Source organism: Hymenobacter siberiensis, from assembly GCF_018967845.1.
Taxonomy (GTDB): Bacteria; Bacteroidota; Bacteroidia; order Cytophagales; family Hymenobacteraceae; genus Hymenobacter; species Hymenobacter siberiensis.
The window spans coordinates 4,104,521-4,119,430 of the sequence record NZ_JAHLZZ010000001.1; the positions used below are offsets into that span (position 1 = coordinate 4,104,521).

16 protein-coding genes are annotated in these 14,910 nt (G+C 59.4%); 5 read left to right on the forward strand and 11 right to left on the reverse strand.

Going from position 1 to position 14,910, the window contains the following annotated elements:
* Nucleotides 1-69 precede the first annotated feature (69 nt).
* Entirely contained in the window at nucleotides 70-957 is an 888-nt protein-coding gene (locus tag KQ661_RS17915; RefSeq protein ID WP_216727661.1) for an alpha/beta fold hydrolase, read from the reverse strand.
* 145 nt (nucleotides 958-1,102) lie between these two features.
* Nucleotides 1,103-1,696 carry a TetR/AcrR family transcriptional regulator gene (locus KQ661_RS17920; protein WP_216727662.1) on the reverse strand — a complete coding sequence of 198 codons (594 nt, stop codon included), beginning with the start codon at nucleotides 1,694-1,696 and terminating at the stop codon, nucleotides 1,103-1,105.
* 355 nt (nucleotides 1,697-2,051) lie between these two features.
* Between KQ661_RS17920 and KQ661_RS23130 the strand changes: the two genes are divergently transcribed.
* Complete coding sequence (locus tag KQ661_RS23130) at nucleotides 2,052-2,252, forward strand: transposase (RefSeq protein WP_216727046.1); 201 nt, start codon at nucleotides 2,052-2,054, stop codon at nucleotides 2,250-2,252.
* On the forward strand, nucleotides 2,159-2,737 hold the full coding sequence (locus KQ661_RS17930) for a transposase (protein WP_317196130.1): 579 nt from the start codon (nucleotides 2,159-2,161) through the stop codon (nucleotides 2,735-2,737). The genes KQ661_RS23130 and KQ661_RS17930 overlap by 94 nt, the downstream gene beginning before the upstream one ends.
* A 98-nt stretch (nucleotides 2,738-2,835) precedes the next feature.
* Here the strand turns inward: KQ661_RS17930 and KQ661_RS17935 are convergent, their stop codons facing one another.
* The 5 genes from KQ661_RS17935 to KQ661_RS17955 all read right to left on the reverse strand — a co-directional run bounded on the left by KQ661_RS17935 (nucleotide 2,836) and on the right by KQ661_RS17955 (nucleotide 5,653).
* Nucleotides 2,836-3,564 (reverse strand): PD-(D/E)XK nuclease-like domain-containing protein, encoded by a 729-nt coding sequence (locus KQ661_RS17935; RefSeq protein WP_216689650.1) that lies wholly within the window; start codon nucleotides 3,562-3,564, stop codon nucleotides 2,836-2,838.
* 166 nt (nucleotides 3,565-3,730) lie between these two features.
* On the reverse strand, nucleotides 3,731-4,081 hold the full coding sequence (locus KQ661_RS17940; protein WP_216689652.1) for a hypothetical protein: 351 nt from the start codon (nucleotides 4,079-4,081) through the stop codon (nucleotides 3,731-3,733).
* A 60-nt stretch (nucleotides 4,082-4,141) separates the two neighbouring features.
* The gene (locus KQ661_RS17945) at nucleotides 4,142-4,531 is read right to left on the reverse strand and encodes a hypothetical protein (RefSeq protein ID WP_216727664.1); all 390 of its coding nucleotides are present in this window, start codon (nucleotides 4,529-4,531) and stop codon (nucleotides 4,142-4,144) included.
* A 29-nt stretch (nucleotides 4,532-4,560) separates the two neighbouring features.
* Entirely contained in the window at nucleotides 4,561-4,809 is a 249-nt protein-coding gene (locus KQ661_RS17950) for a hypothetical protein (protein WP_216689657.1), read from the reverse strand.
* Nucleotides 4,799-5,653: a Kelch repeat-containing protein gene (locus KQ661_RS17955; RefSeq protein ID WP_216727665.1), complete on the reverse strand. Its 855-nt coding sequence runs from the start codon at nucleotides 5,651-5,653 to the stop codon at nucleotides 4,799-4,801. Before KQ661_RS17955 ends, KQ661_RS17950 begins: the two co-directional genes overlap by 11 nt.
* A 209-nt stretch (nucleotides 5,654-5,862) precedes the next feature.
* On the opposite strand from KQ661_RS17955, the gene KQ661_RS17960 reads away from it, so the two are divergent.
* Nucleotides 5,863-6,285: an EamA family transporter gene (locus KQ661_RS17960; RefSeq protein ID WP_216689661.1), complete on the forward strand. Its 423-nt coding sequence runs from the start codon at nucleotides 5,863-5,865 to the stop codon at nucleotides 6,283-6,285.
* A gap of 430 nt (nucleotides 6,286-6,715) precedes the next feature.
* Complete coding sequence (locus tag KQ661_RS17965) at nucleotides 6,716-7,981, forward strand: T9SS type A sorting domain-containing protein (protein WP_216727666.1); 1,266 nt, start codon at nucleotides 6,716-6,718, stop codon at nucleotides 7,979-7,981.
* A gap of 59 nt (nucleotides 7,982-8,040) precedes the next feature.
* Here KQ661_RS17965 and KQ661_RS17970 read toward each other — a convergent pair whose 3' ends face one another.
* The 4 genes from KQ661_RS17970 to argB form a co-directional block, all read right to left on the reverse strand.
* A complete protein-coding gene (locus KQ661_RS17970) occupies nucleotides 8,041-10,278 on the reverse strand; it encodes a TonB-dependent receptor (RefSeq protein ID WP_216727667.1) in 2,238 nt (745 codons plus the stop codon).
* 238 nt (nucleotides 10,279-10,516) lie between these two features.
* Complete coding sequence (gene argH / locus KQ661_RS17975) at nucleotides 10,517-11,818, reverse strand: argininosuccinate lyase (RefSeq protein ID WP_216727668.1); 1,302 nt, start codon at nucleotides 11,816-11,818, stop codon at nucleotides 10,517-10,519.
* A gap of 151 nt (nucleotides 11,819-11,969) precedes the next feature.
* On the reverse strand, nucleotides 11,970-13,037 hold the full coding sequence (locus KQ661_RS17980; protein ID WP_216689669.1) for a M20 family metallo-hydrolase: 1,068 nt from the start codon (nucleotides 13,035-13,037) through the stop codon (nucleotides 11,970-11,972).
* Complete coding sequence (argB, locus tag KQ661_RS17985) at nucleotides 13,025-13,807, reverse strand: acetylglutamate kinase (protein ID WP_216689671.1); 783 nt, start codon at nucleotides 13,805-13,807, stop codon at nucleotides 13,025-13,027. The genes KQ661_RS17980 and argB overlap by 13 nt, the downstream gene beginning before the upstream one ends.
* A 423-nt stretch (nucleotides 13,808-14,230) precedes the next feature.
* On the opposite strand from argB, the gene KQ661_RS17990 reads away from it, so the two are divergent.
* Nucleotides 14,231-14,821, forward strand: coding sequence for a GNAT family N-acetyltransferase (locus tag KQ661_RS17990; protein WP_216689673.1), 591 nt, complete (start codon nucleotides 14,231-14,233; stop codon nucleotides 14,819-14,821).
* The last annotated feature ends 89 nt before the right edge of the window (nucleotides 14,822-14,910 follow it).

A 14,910-nucleotide genomic window follows, 5' to 3' on the forward strand; every position in this document is an offset into this window, starting at 1 on the left:
AGGAAGAAAAATGAGTGAAATATTCTCTACAACAAAAGCGGAGGAGTTTTGGCGGTGAAGAACTAAAAGCTACACGATGAAGCGCACCACGGATTGCACCACGCCGGCATCGCGCAGAATGCGGTTGTGGCCCAGGCCGCGCGTGGCGTGCAGCACCGCGCCGGGCCAGGCGGCCACAATCTGCCCGCTTTCGGCGAAGGGGATGATTTCGTCGGCCTCGTCGTGCAGCACCAGCACCTTTTCGGCCCCGATGGACGGCCCCGAGGCGGCAGCGGCAAAGGAATCGGCGGGCCGGCCGGTATTCTGCTCGATGTGGGCCGCAAACCGCGCCACCAACCCTTGGGGCAGGTGCAGGAAATCGGCAAACCGCTCGGCCACCACCCGCGGCCCCACCGGCGCACTAATGAGCACGAGGCGCGGCAATGCCGCCCCCGCCGGCAGCCGCACCGGCAGCCCCGCCACCGACGCCGCCCCAAACGAGTGCGCCACGATGGCGCGCACCGCCCCCAACGTATTCACCACCGCCTGCACGGCCCCACCAAAATCGGTGAGCGTGACCTGCCGGCCGCTCGATTCGCCGTGCGCGGGACCATCGAGGGCCACCACGCGGTAGCCGGCCGCCAGCAGCGGGGCCACCCACGCCCCCCAAAAGCTGGCCCGATGCTCCCAGCCGTGCACCAGCAGCACCGCCGGGGCGGCAGCCGGCCCCCACTCATACACGGCCACGGTGCCGGTACCGGCCGCCACGGTGCGGCGGCGGGCACTGGCCAGGGCGGGGCCTTCCCAGGCTTTGAGGGCCAGGCGGCGCGGCGTCACAAACAGCCCCCACGCCTGCCGAAACGCCCGCGTGGGCATTATGGCCCACTGCACCCGCAGCTGCCAGCGTAGCCAGCGCAAGCCCGGCGGCGGCGAAGGATAGCGAATTTTAGGAGCAGCAGGCAGCGGGGCAGCGGTCATAAATAAGGAATGCGCGGGCGAATAGGTATTGGTCATCGGCGAGCGATTGTAGCACATGCTTCAGCTTGTGCCGCGTCAGGATTAACAGGTATTTTTCAATAATCCATTACTGCACAAGCTAAAGCATGTGCTACAGGCAGTCGAATTAAGCCAGCAGCTCCAGCCGCAGCTGGCCCACTATCACCTGAAAGGGCGTTTCGTCGTGCACGCGGGCTACTTGCAGGGCCCCGGCCAGCGTAGTGAGCACCTGCGCCGCCTTTGCCCCCGGGCTGCCCACGAAGCGCAGGGTACCCGTGACCCGGCCCACGGCCAGCACCTGGGCCAGCCACTCGGTCAGCTCGCGGTTGAAGGTGCGGAGCTCGGCCTGCATGGGCACGGGCAGGGTCCGGAAATCGGCCGCCAGCGCGCCAAACAGGCACACGCGGCGCTCGTGGCCGAGGTGCGTGTCATACACCGCCAGCAGGGCTTCGAATTGCGCGACGGGCAGCAGGTCGGCCACGCGGGGCAGGTCGCGCCACTTGCGCAGGCGGCGCAGCTGCCGAGCCACAATTGCCATGCCCAGGTCGTCCTTGCTCGGGTAGTGGTAATGAATGGCGGCCGGCTTCACCCCCAATTCTTTGGCCAGATGCTGGTAGCTGAAGGCATTGAAGCCCCGTTCCAACAACAGCCCTTCGGCCAGGTCGAGGATGCGGATGCGGGTGTCAGCAGGAATGATGGGGATTGTAGGGGCAGCGGTCATTTCAGGACAAATATACTACTTACTTACTAATTAGTAAGTTTTTTTAGTTAATACAAGAAAGCGCCCTCCTGATCAGGAAAAGGGCTTTTTGGAAGAACCCAAGGTAAAGGAGCTACTGCAAAAGGGCTCGACGGGCTAGGCGGTTTTCCTCAATTAGCCCATACTGCGAAGTAGCCGCAGAGCGGCGGCAGGTCTGTAGAAAGGCAAACGGTTAAGAAGCTGTCTGAGTTAATTTTGCAAGATGGATACCTCCGCTATTTTGACCTGAAAGCTATATAGCTCAGGCCTTTGCGCCCGCGACTGGCAGCGGCTGTAGCCGCTGCTGGTGGTCAAGCGGCGCAGCAAATGGCCGCTGGTGGAAATCGTCAATGCCATTTTGTACGTGCTCAAAAACGGGTGCGTCTGGCGGGACGTACCGGGCGATTTACCGCCCTGGAGCACGGCGTACTGGTACTTTGACAAGTGGGAAGCCGACGGCACCTGGGCGCGGGTAAGCGCCTGTTTGACGGTGAGCAGCCGGGAACACGCCCAAAAAAAGCCTGCCCCACGGCCGTGATACTCGACACGCAAAGCGTCAAAAATACGGCCACGGCCACCGGAGCCACCGTGGGCGTCGACGCGGGCAAGTTGGTCAAGGGGCGTAAACGCCTGGTGCTCAACGACACGCTGGGCCATGTGCTGGCCAGTCGGGTGCTGCCCGCCGATGCGATGGACGGCGCCGCGGCCATTGCTTTTTGGGACGAGGTGGCCGCCACGCACGAACTGCTGGGGGCCGTCCAGGTCGTTTTCGTGGACAGTTCCTTTCACGGCGTTTTCCGCCGGCACCTGGCCCGGCGCTACGGCATCCGGGTCGAGAAACCGGTGCACGTACTGGTGCGGAAAACCAATTTCTGCATCCACGCCTGGCGCTGGATTGTCGAGCGCACGTTCGCGTGGCTCGACATGAACCGGCGCTTGCCCAAAGAATACGACCGGACGTTGCGTCATGCAAATGCCTGGATTGCAATAGTTAACATTCGCAGAACCCTGAAGTTCTGCTAACTCAAACAGCTTCTTAGAAAGCCGGCATTGCACACCTAAAAACTGATAATCAACTCCTTATGCCATGCGGTCGATTGAATTGTACCGGGATGCAGTGGCTATTCCGCCGGCCGGTTTTCCTCGGCCTGGCCCAGGGCGGCCACCGCCGCCTGCACGGCTTCGGCGCGGAAGGCGGGGGCGGTGCCGGGGGCTTTTAGCAGGCGCAGCAGGCGCTGGTATTTCTGGCGGCCTTCGGCCAGCATCTGCTCGCTCACTTCGATGATGAAAACGCCGAAGGGCTCGTTTTTTTGCACGCCCACCAGCAGGAACCGCTCGGCGCGCAGGGCATCGGTGTAGAAGGCGGCCTGCCGGTCGTAGTCGTAAGCCGAGCATTGCCAGAGGAAATGGTCGGCGTCGCGGGCGCTGGTGGTTTTGAAGTCGATGATGGTGAACGGCTCGTCGGGGTGAGCCACCACGAGGTCGGCCCGCAGCTTACAGAGCGTGTCAGATTCGGGCTCGGTGAAAAGCACGCTCACTTCGGGAGTTCCGTACTCCAGCAGGCTGACCAGCTGCGTGTTCAGCTTCACGCCCTCCACCAGCCACCACACCAGCGTATCGTTCAGGCCGGGCTGGCCGGCCACGTAGTCGGCGGGTTCCAGCAGGGCGGTATGGAAAGCGGTGCCAAAGCTCAGGGCGCCTTCGTTGGCACTGGTTTGGGGGCGGGGCGGGCGGCCGTCGAGGGCATCGCGCAGGCGCGAGAGGTCGGAATTGGCAATGGCGGGTAGGGCGCGGTAGGTATCGTAGTCGAGGCGCAGCAGGTCGGGGCGCGGGGCGGGCAAAGTTGGCATAGGTCAATAACAGCATAAGCCCGCATTTGGTGGCAGGTCCGGCCCGCAAAAACCGGTCTGACCACCCCTGAAAAGCCATCAGACCGGCTCACTACTCGCCAATAACAACCTGATTGATAGCCGCCAAAATTATTTTAGCAATTCCCGGGCAATGAGCTGCTGAAAATTAATGGCTGAGAAAATACAGCTCCAGCCGCAGGCGGTTCTCGCTGCGCCTGGGGCCGCCCAGCACCACCCGCTCCGGGCTGGTAGGCGCGGCCGATGCCAGCAACACGCCATCGTTTTTGAGTGTGCGGTCGACCACCGCCTGGCAATAGGCAGTGATGGCGAAGTTGTAGGAGCCCGTTTCCAGACCGGTCAGCGTCGACACGCTATTCAGGTATGGAACGGCGACGGCCCCCACGGCCAGCCCCTGCTGATTGCCGCGCCCGGCCAGGTACGAAACCAGGCTGCCGGGCGGCGGCAGGTAGCGCGTGGTGGAGCCCGGTAGCGCTTCGAGCACCAGATGCGCCTGCACAATGGTGATGCCGGAGCCAAAGGCGCGCAGGTTATTCAGGTACAGAATCTCGATTTTGGTCTACAGGCCCAGCGCGCCATCGATGTAGCTTTCCTGGGCGGCACGCGACACGTCGAGCGCCTGCAACGAAGTAGTGAGCGGCGTGAGGGGCGTGCCCGTGCCGTCGGTGGCTACCTGGTAGAAATGCTCGGCACCCGCAGCCAGGGCAAAGTCCTTCACAATGGCCGTAAGCGGGTCGAGGGGCAGGTGCGTGTACAGGCTCAGGGCGGCCCCGGCGGTACTCACCTGGCTGCGGAACAGGGCCGCGTCGTCGGCCGCATCGGGCTTCAGCACCAATACAAGGGAATCAAATACTTCGTCGGTAGTGGGCGCGCAGGCCGCCCGCTGGCCCACCCACACAAAGCTGCGGGCCGTGATGGTGCCAAGGCGTGGGTCGTGGTAGTGCCCCACCAGCAGGTTATCGGTGATAGAATTGGCTATCAGTCGTGTAGCACCGTGGCCACCCGCACCGTCAGGGTGTCGACGTAGTAAGCCGTGCTGCCGGTGCTGGTGGCGGGCAAATCGAGCGCGATATTGCCCACCGGGTCGCAGGCGGTGGCGGCAGCGGCCACAGCCAGCAGCGCCAGCTGCAGCCCCCGCCGCCACCAGCCTGCCCCCGCCGGCCGGCCGGCGGCGAGCCCTTTCCCATAGGAAGTGCCCGCCTGGATAGCGGGGCGCTTAGTCCACATCGGTAGCGGGCTCCAGTTTCCAGAGGTCGTCGTAGCGGATGCTGCCGCCCACGCGCAGCCCGACGTAGCCGTAGTCGCCCAGGCCAAAAGCTGCCGCCAGGGTGCGGAAGGCCCCGCTGAACTCGGTTTTCTGGTGCCAGCTGTCATCCGTGGGGCTGTAGGCCCAGCAACTGAGTGACTGGGTGTCTTTGCTGCCCAGCGTGACGTAGCTGGTATTGGCAATGGTGAAGGCCACGCCGTAGGCCCGGGGCACGGCGCTGAAGTCAAAGCCGGTGCCGTTGGTAGTCGTGCCCTCCAGCTTGCGGTGCTCGGTCCAAGTTTCGGTGGTGGGGTTGTAGCTCCAGTTATCGGTCTGGTACGTGCCGTTGTCGAGGCCCGTGCAGATGTAGCCCTCATTGTTGGCCACAAACGCCACCGCTCCCAAGCGCTTGTTGCCACCGAAGCTGGGCTTCTGGGTCCACACGTCGGTGCTGGGGTCGTACTGCCAGAAGTCTTTCTTGTAGTTACCGTCGTAGCCGGTGCCCACGTAGCCTTTGTCGTTGGCGGCGAAGGCCACGGCCTGATAGCGCCCCACGCCCGGAAACGGCGCCAGCTGCTTCCAGGTATTGGTGCCGGGCACATACTGCCAGAAATTGGTGTACTTGTCGGTGCCATCGGTGCCGAGGCCCACGTAGGCCTTGCCGTCAATCACGAAGCTTACCGCACCGCTCCGGGCCAGGCCCTCAAACTGCGAGCGGCCATACCAGGCGCCAATGATGGAGGCGACATCCGTTGAGTCTTTTGTGCAGCTGTTCAGGCTGGCTAAAATCAGCAGCAATACTGCCAGTAATCGGGTTGTTTTCATGGGAAGCTGAATGGTGATTTGTGCCTGTAGAAGGCTGGCCACACCATTTCCGGTTGCAGGCCCCCTTTCCCCGGATGCCTTATTTTCTCCCAAACCAGGGGTTTCCACCTCCTAACGGGCCACTATCATCGCCCAGCCCGTAGCTTTCATTGGTCACCGATGTCTTTTCAGGCTCCACTCCTTTCCTTTAACCAGCCTTCCCTCTGATTATGGCTTCCTGGATTCCCTACGCCCTGCTTTCGGCCCTGTTTGCGGCCCTCACCGCCATTTTTGCCAAAATTGGCATCAAGGGTGTCGATTCGGATTTGGCGACGGCCATCCGCACGGTGGTGATTTTGCTGCTGGCCTGGGGCATTGCCATGGCGCGCGGGGCCACGGCAGGGCTGCCGGCCCTCACGGGGCGCACCTGGCTGTTTCTGGTGCTGTCGGGCGTAGCTACGGGGGCATCGTGGCTGTGCTATTTCCGGGCTTTGAAATTGGGGCCGGTAACGAAGGTAGCCCCGGTCGATAAGCTAAGTGTGGCGCTGGCCATGCTACTGGCAGTGGCCTTTTTGGGCGAAACCATCAGCCTGAAAGGTGCCCTCGGCGCCGGGCTGATTCTGGCCGGCACCGTGGTGCTGGTGTGGGCATAAGCATCACCGATTAATGAAAATAAGCTGAGTAGCAAGCGCTTATTCAGACATCACAAAGTACAATGATGCCCCCTGCATTTGCACTGCAGGGGGCTTTTCCGCATCTAATACATCCGTAAATACTAAAATCAATAAGCTGTTTTCAAGAGAGCTTAAAAATTGCATCTTTTTTTATAATGCGTACCATTTTTACTTCATTTACGTATTTTAATTATAATTGAGCGCCATGAAAAAGATTATCACCTGTTAGAGTTGTTTCGAAGCAAAAAGCCTTGATAATCAATTAATTATGTCAACAATAAAAACCGACAAAAATTGCAAAGAGAATGTCTAAGCCACATTGCCAATAAAATTAGCGCGATTTCATGCCTGTAATAGGCTGATTTTAAGCACAAACATTACGCAACAAGTCTATTTATTACTGACCATTATGCTACTGCTTGGACGGGCTTTCAGTAGCCAAGCCCAGTGCACGTTCACGGCTGTGAAAGACGGCGATTTCTACGACCCTACTACCTGGCAGGCGTCCAGCTCAAAATGCACCGGCACGGCCCCCGTTTCCAATAGCGACGCCACCATTGTCATCAACGGCTTTGGAGTGGTGCTGAATGGAGACTACGCCGTGGCTAAAAACGGCTCTATTTCCCTGCTGGACGGCGGTTCGCTGATTGGCGGGGCCAATCTGACGCTGGGCGATGGCAGCGGCGGCCCCACCGATACCAACCTCCTGGTGAGCGCGGGCAGTACCCTGAGCGTAGCCCAGCTGACGGTGGACAAGGCCCGGGTGATGGTGATGGCGCAGGGCACGGCGACCACCCCCACCCTACTCAGAACCGACTGCAACTTGATACTGGTAAACTCCGACATCATTGACAATAGCCGGGTGGTTATCAACGGCAGCATCGACCTGACCCGGGGCGGGGCCAATAATACGCTGTGTGGCACGGGCAGCTTACGCATTGGCGGCTGCGTATTTGGCAATAACGGAGCCTTCAAAAAGCTGGCTGCCAACTGCGCCTCCTCCCTCGTCACCGTGTGCGCCCTGCGCCTGACCACTGGCTGCCCCGGCCCCATCGATGCCACCAACAATTCGGAGCTGGAATGCCAGAGCCTGGCGGTGTGCACCGGCCCGCTCCCCGTCGAGCTGGTGATATTTACGGCCACCGTAACCGGGCGGCAGGGTGTGGCCCTGCACTGGGTTACGGCCTCGGAGAAAAACAGCAAGGAGTTCGTGATTGAGCGCTCGGCCGATGGCAAAAACTTCAACGCGCTGCACACGATGGCGGCCGCCGGCAGCACGCAGGCCCGTACTACCTACGACTACACCGACGAGCAGCCGCTCTTCGGCGCCAGCTATTACCGCCTTCGCCAGGTCGATTTCGATGGCACCACGGCCTACTCGCCGGTGCAGGTGGTGCGCCCGGGCAGCGCCAACGCCGAGGGGCTAGCCGTGTACCCCGGCAGCCAGGCCCACCAGTGGGTGGTGAGCACCAGCCTGCCCGCCGAAGTGCTGGCTACCGGCCCAGCTACCGTGCGCGTATTCGATGCCCTGGGCCGCAGCCAGCAGATGACCTGCACGCCCCAAGCCGGCCAGCCCGGCCGCTGGCTGCTCAACCTGCGCACGCTGCCCACGGGCATCTACATTGTGCGGCTGGTATCGGCGGCGGGCTCGTTCAGCCAGCGCATTACGCAGTAGCTACAATCCGGGCAATTAGTTGACCATGGGCCGCCTGAGCTTTCGAGCGCGGGCGGCCTTTAGGGTTTAGCCCAGCGCCACGTCAGCGACACGTTGAACACGCGGCCTTCGACAGGCGCCCACAGCTCGCGGAAAACCGGGTTGTCCAGCGGAGCGAGCACTACTTTTTCCTGGCGCGTCTGGCGGTAGTCGAACAGGTTTTCGCCATTCAGAGCCAACGTAAAATTGCCCGCGTGGTAGCGCAGCAGCGCGGCAAACAGCGGGTAGCCGGGCGTGGTATGCCCATCGGACAGGTATTGCTGGCCAATATAGGAGGCTTCGAGGCCGGCACTGAGCGCATCGGTGAACTCCACCAACCCTACGGCCGCAAACTTGTGCCGGGCGGCCAGCGGCAGGTGCGGGTTCAGAGCATCGTACTGCCGGCGGGCATCGGTGAAAACGTAGCCGAGGTAGAGCTCGGTCTCGTCGGCCCGCAGGCGCACGTAGGTTTCGAGGCCGCGCGTGGAGAGCGGAGCCGCGGCATTCTGCCAGGTAAGGTAATTGGCCTGAAATGGCCCCGTAAAACCCAGCCCATTCAGCACCAACGGGTTGCCGAGGCGCGTGAAGAAAAATGACTGATTCACGCTCAGCACCAGCGGCTCGTCGAAGCCGTCGAAGGTGCGCTGGTAGTTCACGTCGCCGTTCAGGCCAAAGGAAGTTTCGGCGCTCACGCCTTGTAGCGCCTTTACCAAGTGATAATTTCGCTCGTCGAGGCTGTTGATGTAGGGCACCGGGGCGCGGTAGCCCAGGCCGGCGTTGAGGCGGGCCGTCACGGCCGGGCTGGCTTTGTAGAGCAGGGCCAGCCGGGGCAGTACAAAGGTCCCATACTGGTTATGGTGGTCGAGGCGCAGGCCGGCTTGCAGGCTCAGGCGCGGCAGTACGCGCCAGTCATCCTGGACAAACGCGCCCAGCGTGTGGTAGGTGTAGGGGCTGCGCAGCGGCGTGGCGCTGCGGTTGAAGGAGGCCAGCTGCTCGCCGTTGGCGTTCAGGCCCACTACCAGGGTGTGGCGCGGGCCGGCCGCGTGCAGGTAGCTGGCCTCGGTGTAGTAGGTGGTCTGGTAGGCGGTGAAAGCATTGGAATTGGTGTTCACGTCGCGGATAAAATCCGTGATGGTGCCCTTGACGGTGAGACGGCCGCCGGCCAGGCTGTCGTTGGTATACAGCAGGTCGGCGGTGTTGCGCAGGCTGGTATTATCGATGTAGAATGTGTGGCCGCCCACCGGGTCGTAGCCCTTTTGCAGTACCACAATATCGCCGGCCCGGCGATTTTCCAGCATACCGGTGTAGCCCAGCGCCACCTGGCTATGGGTGTTGGGATAGAAAAACAGGCGCGGGTGCAGGTTGAAGCTATGCACCCGGGGCACGTCCACGAAGCCGTCGCCGTCCACGTCTTTTTCCTTTTGATTGACGAGCCCCGCAAAGACCGAGTAGCCCCAGCGCCGCCCACGCCGAGCCGCGAACCCGTTCAAATCCGTCTCGCGCAACGTGGTCTGGTTGAAGCTGGCGGCGTACTGCGGCGTGCCCAGCGTGGGCGTTTTACTCACCAGGTTCACCAGCCCGGCAATGGCCCCGCCACCATACAGCGTCGAATTCGAGCCCTTGATTAATTCCACCTGCCGCAAATCGAGCGGCGGTACCGTGAGCAGCCCAAACGAGCCCGCGAAGCCGCCGTACAGCGGCAGACCGTCGCGCAAAATCTGAGTGTACTGCCCCGGCAGGCCCTGCAGGCGCAAATCCAGGTTGCCGGTGGTGGGCGAAGTGGGCTGAATCTGGGTGCCCGCGATATCGCCAAACAAGCTGGCAATGCTGGCCGGCCTGATGCTGCTTTCCTCCTCCATCTCCTCGGCCCCCAGCACCTCCACGCGGGTGGGCAGGTCCTCGATGCGCGAGTTGGTGCGGGTAGCCGTTACCAGCACTTCCTGCTCAATCGCCACGCCGCCCGGGGCCAGCAGCAGCAGCAGCCCCGCCCCTGCCGCCGGGGCCACCACGAAGCGCGTCCGGTAGCCCAATACGCTGATGCGCAGGAGTTTGCCGGCTGCTGGGGCGGGCGTGAGCACGGCCATCCCCGTAGCATCGGTGGCCGCCCCCACGCCCGTGCCCGGCACCACCACGCTGGCCCCAATCAGGGGCTCGTGGCGTAGCGAGTCGCGCACCTGCACGCGCAGGGCCTGGGCGTAGCTGACCGTGGGCACCCCCGCCGCAACCAGCACCGCCAGCCAACAGCTACTAAACCACCAAAACGAAAATCGAGAAAACATACCAGAAGTAACTGCAGAATAATCTGTAAAACTACAGTGCGCTACTGCGCTAATTCTGTGCAGAATCTGTGGCTACACGGCCAAGCAAGCAGCTCCGGCACGTTTCCGCACCAGAGCTGCTCAGGAATTCACCAATAATACCGCCGGCTCGTCGCCAGCAGGTTTTCACTACTTATTTGAACAGCTCGCTCCGGCGGAGATGGCGGCATCCACGAACTCCTGTTCGAGTTTTCACTACTTATTTGAACAGCTCGCTCCCCTCCTTCCACCGCGCCACTTTGGCCGCGATTTCTGCTAGTCCCAAATTATGAATGCTCCCCAGATGGGTGGTCTGAAACTCGCGGTGCGGCACGTAGCTGCCATCCTCCACGCTGCGCCCCACCTGCTGGTACGCATCGCGAAACGGCACACCGGCGATAATTAATTGATTGATATTCTCGACCGAAAATATCGGGTCGTATTTCGCCTGCTCAATCACGCCCTCTTTAATCTTGATTTCGGGCAGCGCAAACAAAAGCATATCCAGCAGGTCGGCAAACTGCATCATCGGCCCGAACAGCAGCTCCTTCAGCAGTTGGAAGTCGCGGTGGTAGCCGCTGGGCAGGTTACTGGTGGCCAGGATAATGTCGTTAGGCAGCGCCTGCAGGCGGTTGGCATGGCCGCGCACCAGCTCAAACACGTCAGGGTTTTTCTTGTGTGGCATGATGCTCGAACCCGTCGTGAATTCCTTGGGCAGGTTCACAAAGCCCAAATCCTGGCTGTTATACAGCACCAAATCATACGCCAGCTTGCCCAGTGTGCCGGCCGCGCCCGCAATGGCAAAGGCCAGTGTTTTCTCGGTTTTGCCGCGCAGCATCTGCGCGCCCACGCTGCTCACGGCCACGCTGCCAAAACCCATTTCCCGAGTCGTCATTTCGCGGTCAATCGGGAAGCTGCTGCCAAAGCCCGCGCCCGAGCCCAGCGGGTTCTGGTCGGCCACTTTGTGGGCCGCCTCAAACAGCGCCAAATCCAACAGCAAATGCTCGGCATAAGCCGAAAACCACAGCCCGAAGCTGCTCGGCATTGCCGCCTGAAAGTGCGTGTAACCCGGCAGCAGGTCGTTTTTGTGGGCTTCGGCCTTTTGCAGCAGCACTTCCACCAAGGCCACTATTTTGGCCGAAATCTGCTCGGCATAATCCTTCAGGAAAAGCTGGATAGCCGTCAAAACCTGGTCATTCCGCGAGCGGGCGGTGTGAATTTTCTTGCCCGCATCACCGAATTTCTCGGTTAGGTAAGATTCAATCTTGGAATGCACGTCCTCAAAGTCATCCTCAATCTGAAACGTGCCGGCGGCCACCTGCGCCAGCAGCTCATCGAGCCCGATAATAAGCTCCTGCCGTTCCGCTTCCGAAATCATGCCCACTTTAGCCAGCATATTGGCCTGGGCTTTCGAGGCCAGCATATCGAACGGCGCGAGGTATATATCCAGCACCCGGTCCTGGCCCACCGTGAATTTTTCGATGGTATCGTTTACCGAAAACCCTTTTTCCCAAATTTTCATAGTGCGCTATTCTCTAAATTCATGTAGAACGTCATGCTGAGCTTGTCGAAGCATCTCTACCGCGCAGAGTAAACCCTGCTGATTGGATTACTTGCGCAGTAGAGATGCTTCGGCAAGCTCAGCATGACGATTTGGTTTTGTTCAACCTATTTTAAAACCTGAAACCCTCCAGCAATTCAATATAATCCCGAATTCCCGCTCGAATCTCGCTCACCAAGATAAACTCGTCCGGCGTGTGCGAGCGGGCACTTTCGCCGGGCCCCATTTTCAGCGTTTCAAACGGCATCATCGACTGGTCCGACAGCGTCGGCGAGCCATAAGTCATCTTACCCATCGCCAACCCCTTCTGAATTAGCGGATGATTTTCACTGATGCATGAGGAATTTAAATGCGTGGAGCGCGGCACAATTTCCGACTGCAATTTCTCCCGCAGGAAATCAACAATTTCCTGGTTCTGGTACAACTCATTCGTTCGCACGTCGATTACGAACTGGCACCTATCCGGCACCACATTGTGCTGCGTACCGGCGCTAATTTGCGTCACCGTCATTTTCACCGGCCCCAGCAGCGGCGACACATCAGGAAACGGAAAGCCCCGCAGCCACTGAATATCATCCAACGCTTTGTAGAGGGCATTCTCACCTTCCTCGCGGGCGGCGTGGCCGGTTTTACCATTGGTAGTACAGTCCAGCACAATCAGACCCTTTTCGGCGATTGCCAGATTCATCCCTGTGGGCTCACCCACAATTCCCAGGTCAATTTTCCCTAATTCCAGCAGCACGCTACGGATGCCATTGGCACCCGAAATCTCCTCCTCGGCGGTGATGGCACATATCAGATTAAAGGCATTCGATTTATTCTGAAAATAAAGGAATGTCGCCAGCAAACTCACGGCCGAAGCGCCCGCATCATTACTACCCAAACCGGTTAATTTATTCCCGTTCAGAGCTGCGCCAAATGGGTCGGCCGTCCAGCCCGCACCGGGCTTCACCGTGTCGTGGTGCGAGTTGAGTAATACCGTTGGTTTGCTCGCGTCAAAATGCGCCGAAACGGCCCATACGTTATTCTGCTGCCGCTTCGCTGCTACTCCGTGCGCCAATAGAAACTCCTGAATTAGCGTGGCAGTGCCAGCCTCTTCGCGGGAGAAAGAGGGTGTTTTTATGAGCCGGATTAATAAATCAACGGCATCATTGTTCAGTTGCTCAATTAATTCAGCCATAGCGTCGTTTTCAAATCCTCATTGATGTGCAGCGCGTGTTCGATAACAACTTTATCAACGCCGAATTGCAGCGCGTCAAACGCATTTTCTAATTTGGGCAGCATGCCGTCGGCGATAATGCCGCTTTCTTTTAATTCGGCGTAATCCGCAAGATTAATTTTCATAATTACGGAATCATCGTCGTTAATATCCGTGAGCACGCCGCGCTTTTCAAAGCAGAAATGTAATGCTACTGCATATTTCTTACTTAACGCTTTGGCGACGGAAGCGGCAATGGTATCGGCATTGGTATTTAATAGCTGGCCGTGGCCGTCATGATTAATCGGGCAGAAAACCGGCGTCAAACCGAGCGTCAGAAACTGATGCACCAACTCTGTATTTACACTGGCCTCGCTCAGGTCGCCTACGAAACCGTAGTCGATATCACGCACCGGGCGCTTCACGGCCTGAATCACGTTGCCATCGGCACCACTGAGGCCCAACGCGTTGACGCCATGGCTTTGCAGCGCCACCACAATTTGCTTGTTGGTCTTGCCGGCGTAAAACATGGTTACTAAATCCAGCGTGTCGGCGTCGGTAATGCGGCGGCCATTTATCATGCGCGGGGCGATGCCCAGATTTTTCATCATTTCGCTGGCGCCTTTACCACCGCCGTGCACCAGAATTTTCGGCCCCCTAATTTTGGAAAACAAGCGCACGAATTCCCACAAATCAGCCTCGCTGTCAATTATACCGCCACCTATTTTAAATATTTTTAATTTGGATTTCATCACTACTTCACATACGCGCAAACCCAGCGTCGGGCAAGTGCTATTTTAAAAAAACCACCGGAAAGGTTGCAGGCAAAAGTAGGAGCTTTTACATTTGTGCCAGAATTGAACCACTTGGTTCGCTGCTTCGTTAAAGCGCCGAATCACTTTGACTTTCATCATGCCCCTCCTCGTTTCCACGTCTTCCATGCTCGCCTCCGCCGTTCGGCCGGGTGCAGCCGGCGTGTGCCAAACGACTTGCGCGCTGGTGCGACGACCCTAGCGGCTTCAGCAGCCGCATGTTGGCCCCTTGGCCAGCCCCTTTTGAGCCGGGCTAGTATCCGCTCAACTTACAGACAGGTTTGGGCTTTAGCAGGAAATCACCGTGTAGCAATGCGGGTTTTCCGGACAGCCGCGCATCTATCCCTAAGTTTCTAATAATCAATGACAATTCGGGTTGCAACTGCAGCGGACGCACAGTACGCTGAACAATTATGCCAGTGGTACGTCGAGTCGGCCAAAACGCGGGGCACCGGCATCGCCAAGCGCGAGCCGGCCTATGTGGCCACGAAAATGGCCAGCGGCGACGGCATCATCGCCTTCGTCGATGGCGAGCTTGCGGGGTTTTGCTACATCGAAACCTTTGATGACAAGACCTTTGTCGTTAACTCCGGCCTGATTGTGAACGCCGAAATCCGCAAAGGTGGCGTAGGCAAGGCCATCAAGCAGGCCGTGTTCGAGCTGTCGCGCAGCAAGTACCCGCAGGCCAAGATTTTCGGCATCACGACCAGTCTGGCCGTGATGAAAATCAACACCGACCTCGGCTACGAGCCCGTTACCTTCTCGGAGCTGACCACCAGTGAAGACTTCTGGAAAGGCTGCAAAAGCTGCAAAAACTATAGCATCCTGATGGAGAATGAGCGCAAGCTGTGCCTCTGCACGGGTATGCTGTATGACACGCCCGAAAAGCAGCTGGTGCAGTTGCAGGCACCCGATTTTGCGGCCCTGGACCAGAAAACAGAATCGGCTTCCTAGCTTGTGCGGTAAGCTTTCGCCGGCACCGCAGGGCCGTGTCCCTGCTAACATCTTAACTATCCAATGGCAAGCTAAAGCTTACCGCACAC

Excerpts from the sequence above, each read along its gene's own strand:
- KQ661_RS17950 (WP_216689657.1), bottom strand. The coding sequence starts at position 4,809 with ATGTGGACTAAGCGCCCCGCTATCCAGGCGGGCACTTCCTATGGGAAA.
- KQ661_RS17970 (WP_216727667.1), bottom strand. The coding sequence starts at position 10,278 with ATGTTTTCTCGATTTTCGTTTTGGTGGTTTAGTAGCTGTTGGCTGGCG.
- KQ661_RS17980 (WP_216689669.1), bottom strand. The coding sequence starts at position 13,037 with ATGGCTGAATTAATTGAGCAACTGAACAATGATGCCGTTGATTTATTA.
- argB (WP_216689671.1), bottom strand. The coding sequence starts at position 13,807 with ATGAAATCCAAATTAAAAATATTTAAAATAGGTGGCGGTATAATTGAC.
- KQ661_RS17965 (WP_216727666.1), top strand. The coding sequence starts at position 6,716 with ATGCTACTGCTTGGACGGGCTTTCAGTAGCCAAGCCCAGTGCACGTTC.
- KQ661_RS17915 (WP_216727661.1), bottom strand. The coding sequence starts at position 957 with ATGACCGCTGCCCCGCTGCCTGCTGCTCCTAAAATTCGCTATCCTTCG.
- KQ661_RS17955 (WP_216727665.1), bottom strand. The coding sequence starts at position 5,653 with ATGAAAACAACCCGATTACTGGCAGTATTGCTGCTGATTTTAGCCAGC.
- KQ661_RS17920 (WP_216727662.1), bottom strand. The coding sequence starts at position 1,696 with ATGACCGCTGCCCCTACAATCCCCATCATTCCTGCTGACACCCGCATC.
- KQ661_RS17935 (WP_216689650.1), bottom strand. The coding sequence starts at position 3,564 with ATGCCAACTTTGCCCGCCCCGCGCCCCGACCTGCTGCGCCTCGACTAC.
- argH (WP_216727668.1), bottom strand. The coding sequence starts at position 11,818 with ATGAAAATTTGGGAAAAAGGGTTTTCGGTAAACGATACCATCGAAAAA.
- KQ661_RS17960 (WP_216689661.1), top strand. The coding sequence starts at position 5,863 with ATGGCTTCCTGGATTCCCTACGCCCTGCTTTCGGCCCTGTTTGCGGCC.
- KQ661_RS17990 (WP_216689673.1), top strand. The coding sequence starts at position 14,231 with ATGACAATTCGGGTTGCAACTGCAGCGGACGCACAGTACGCTGAACAA.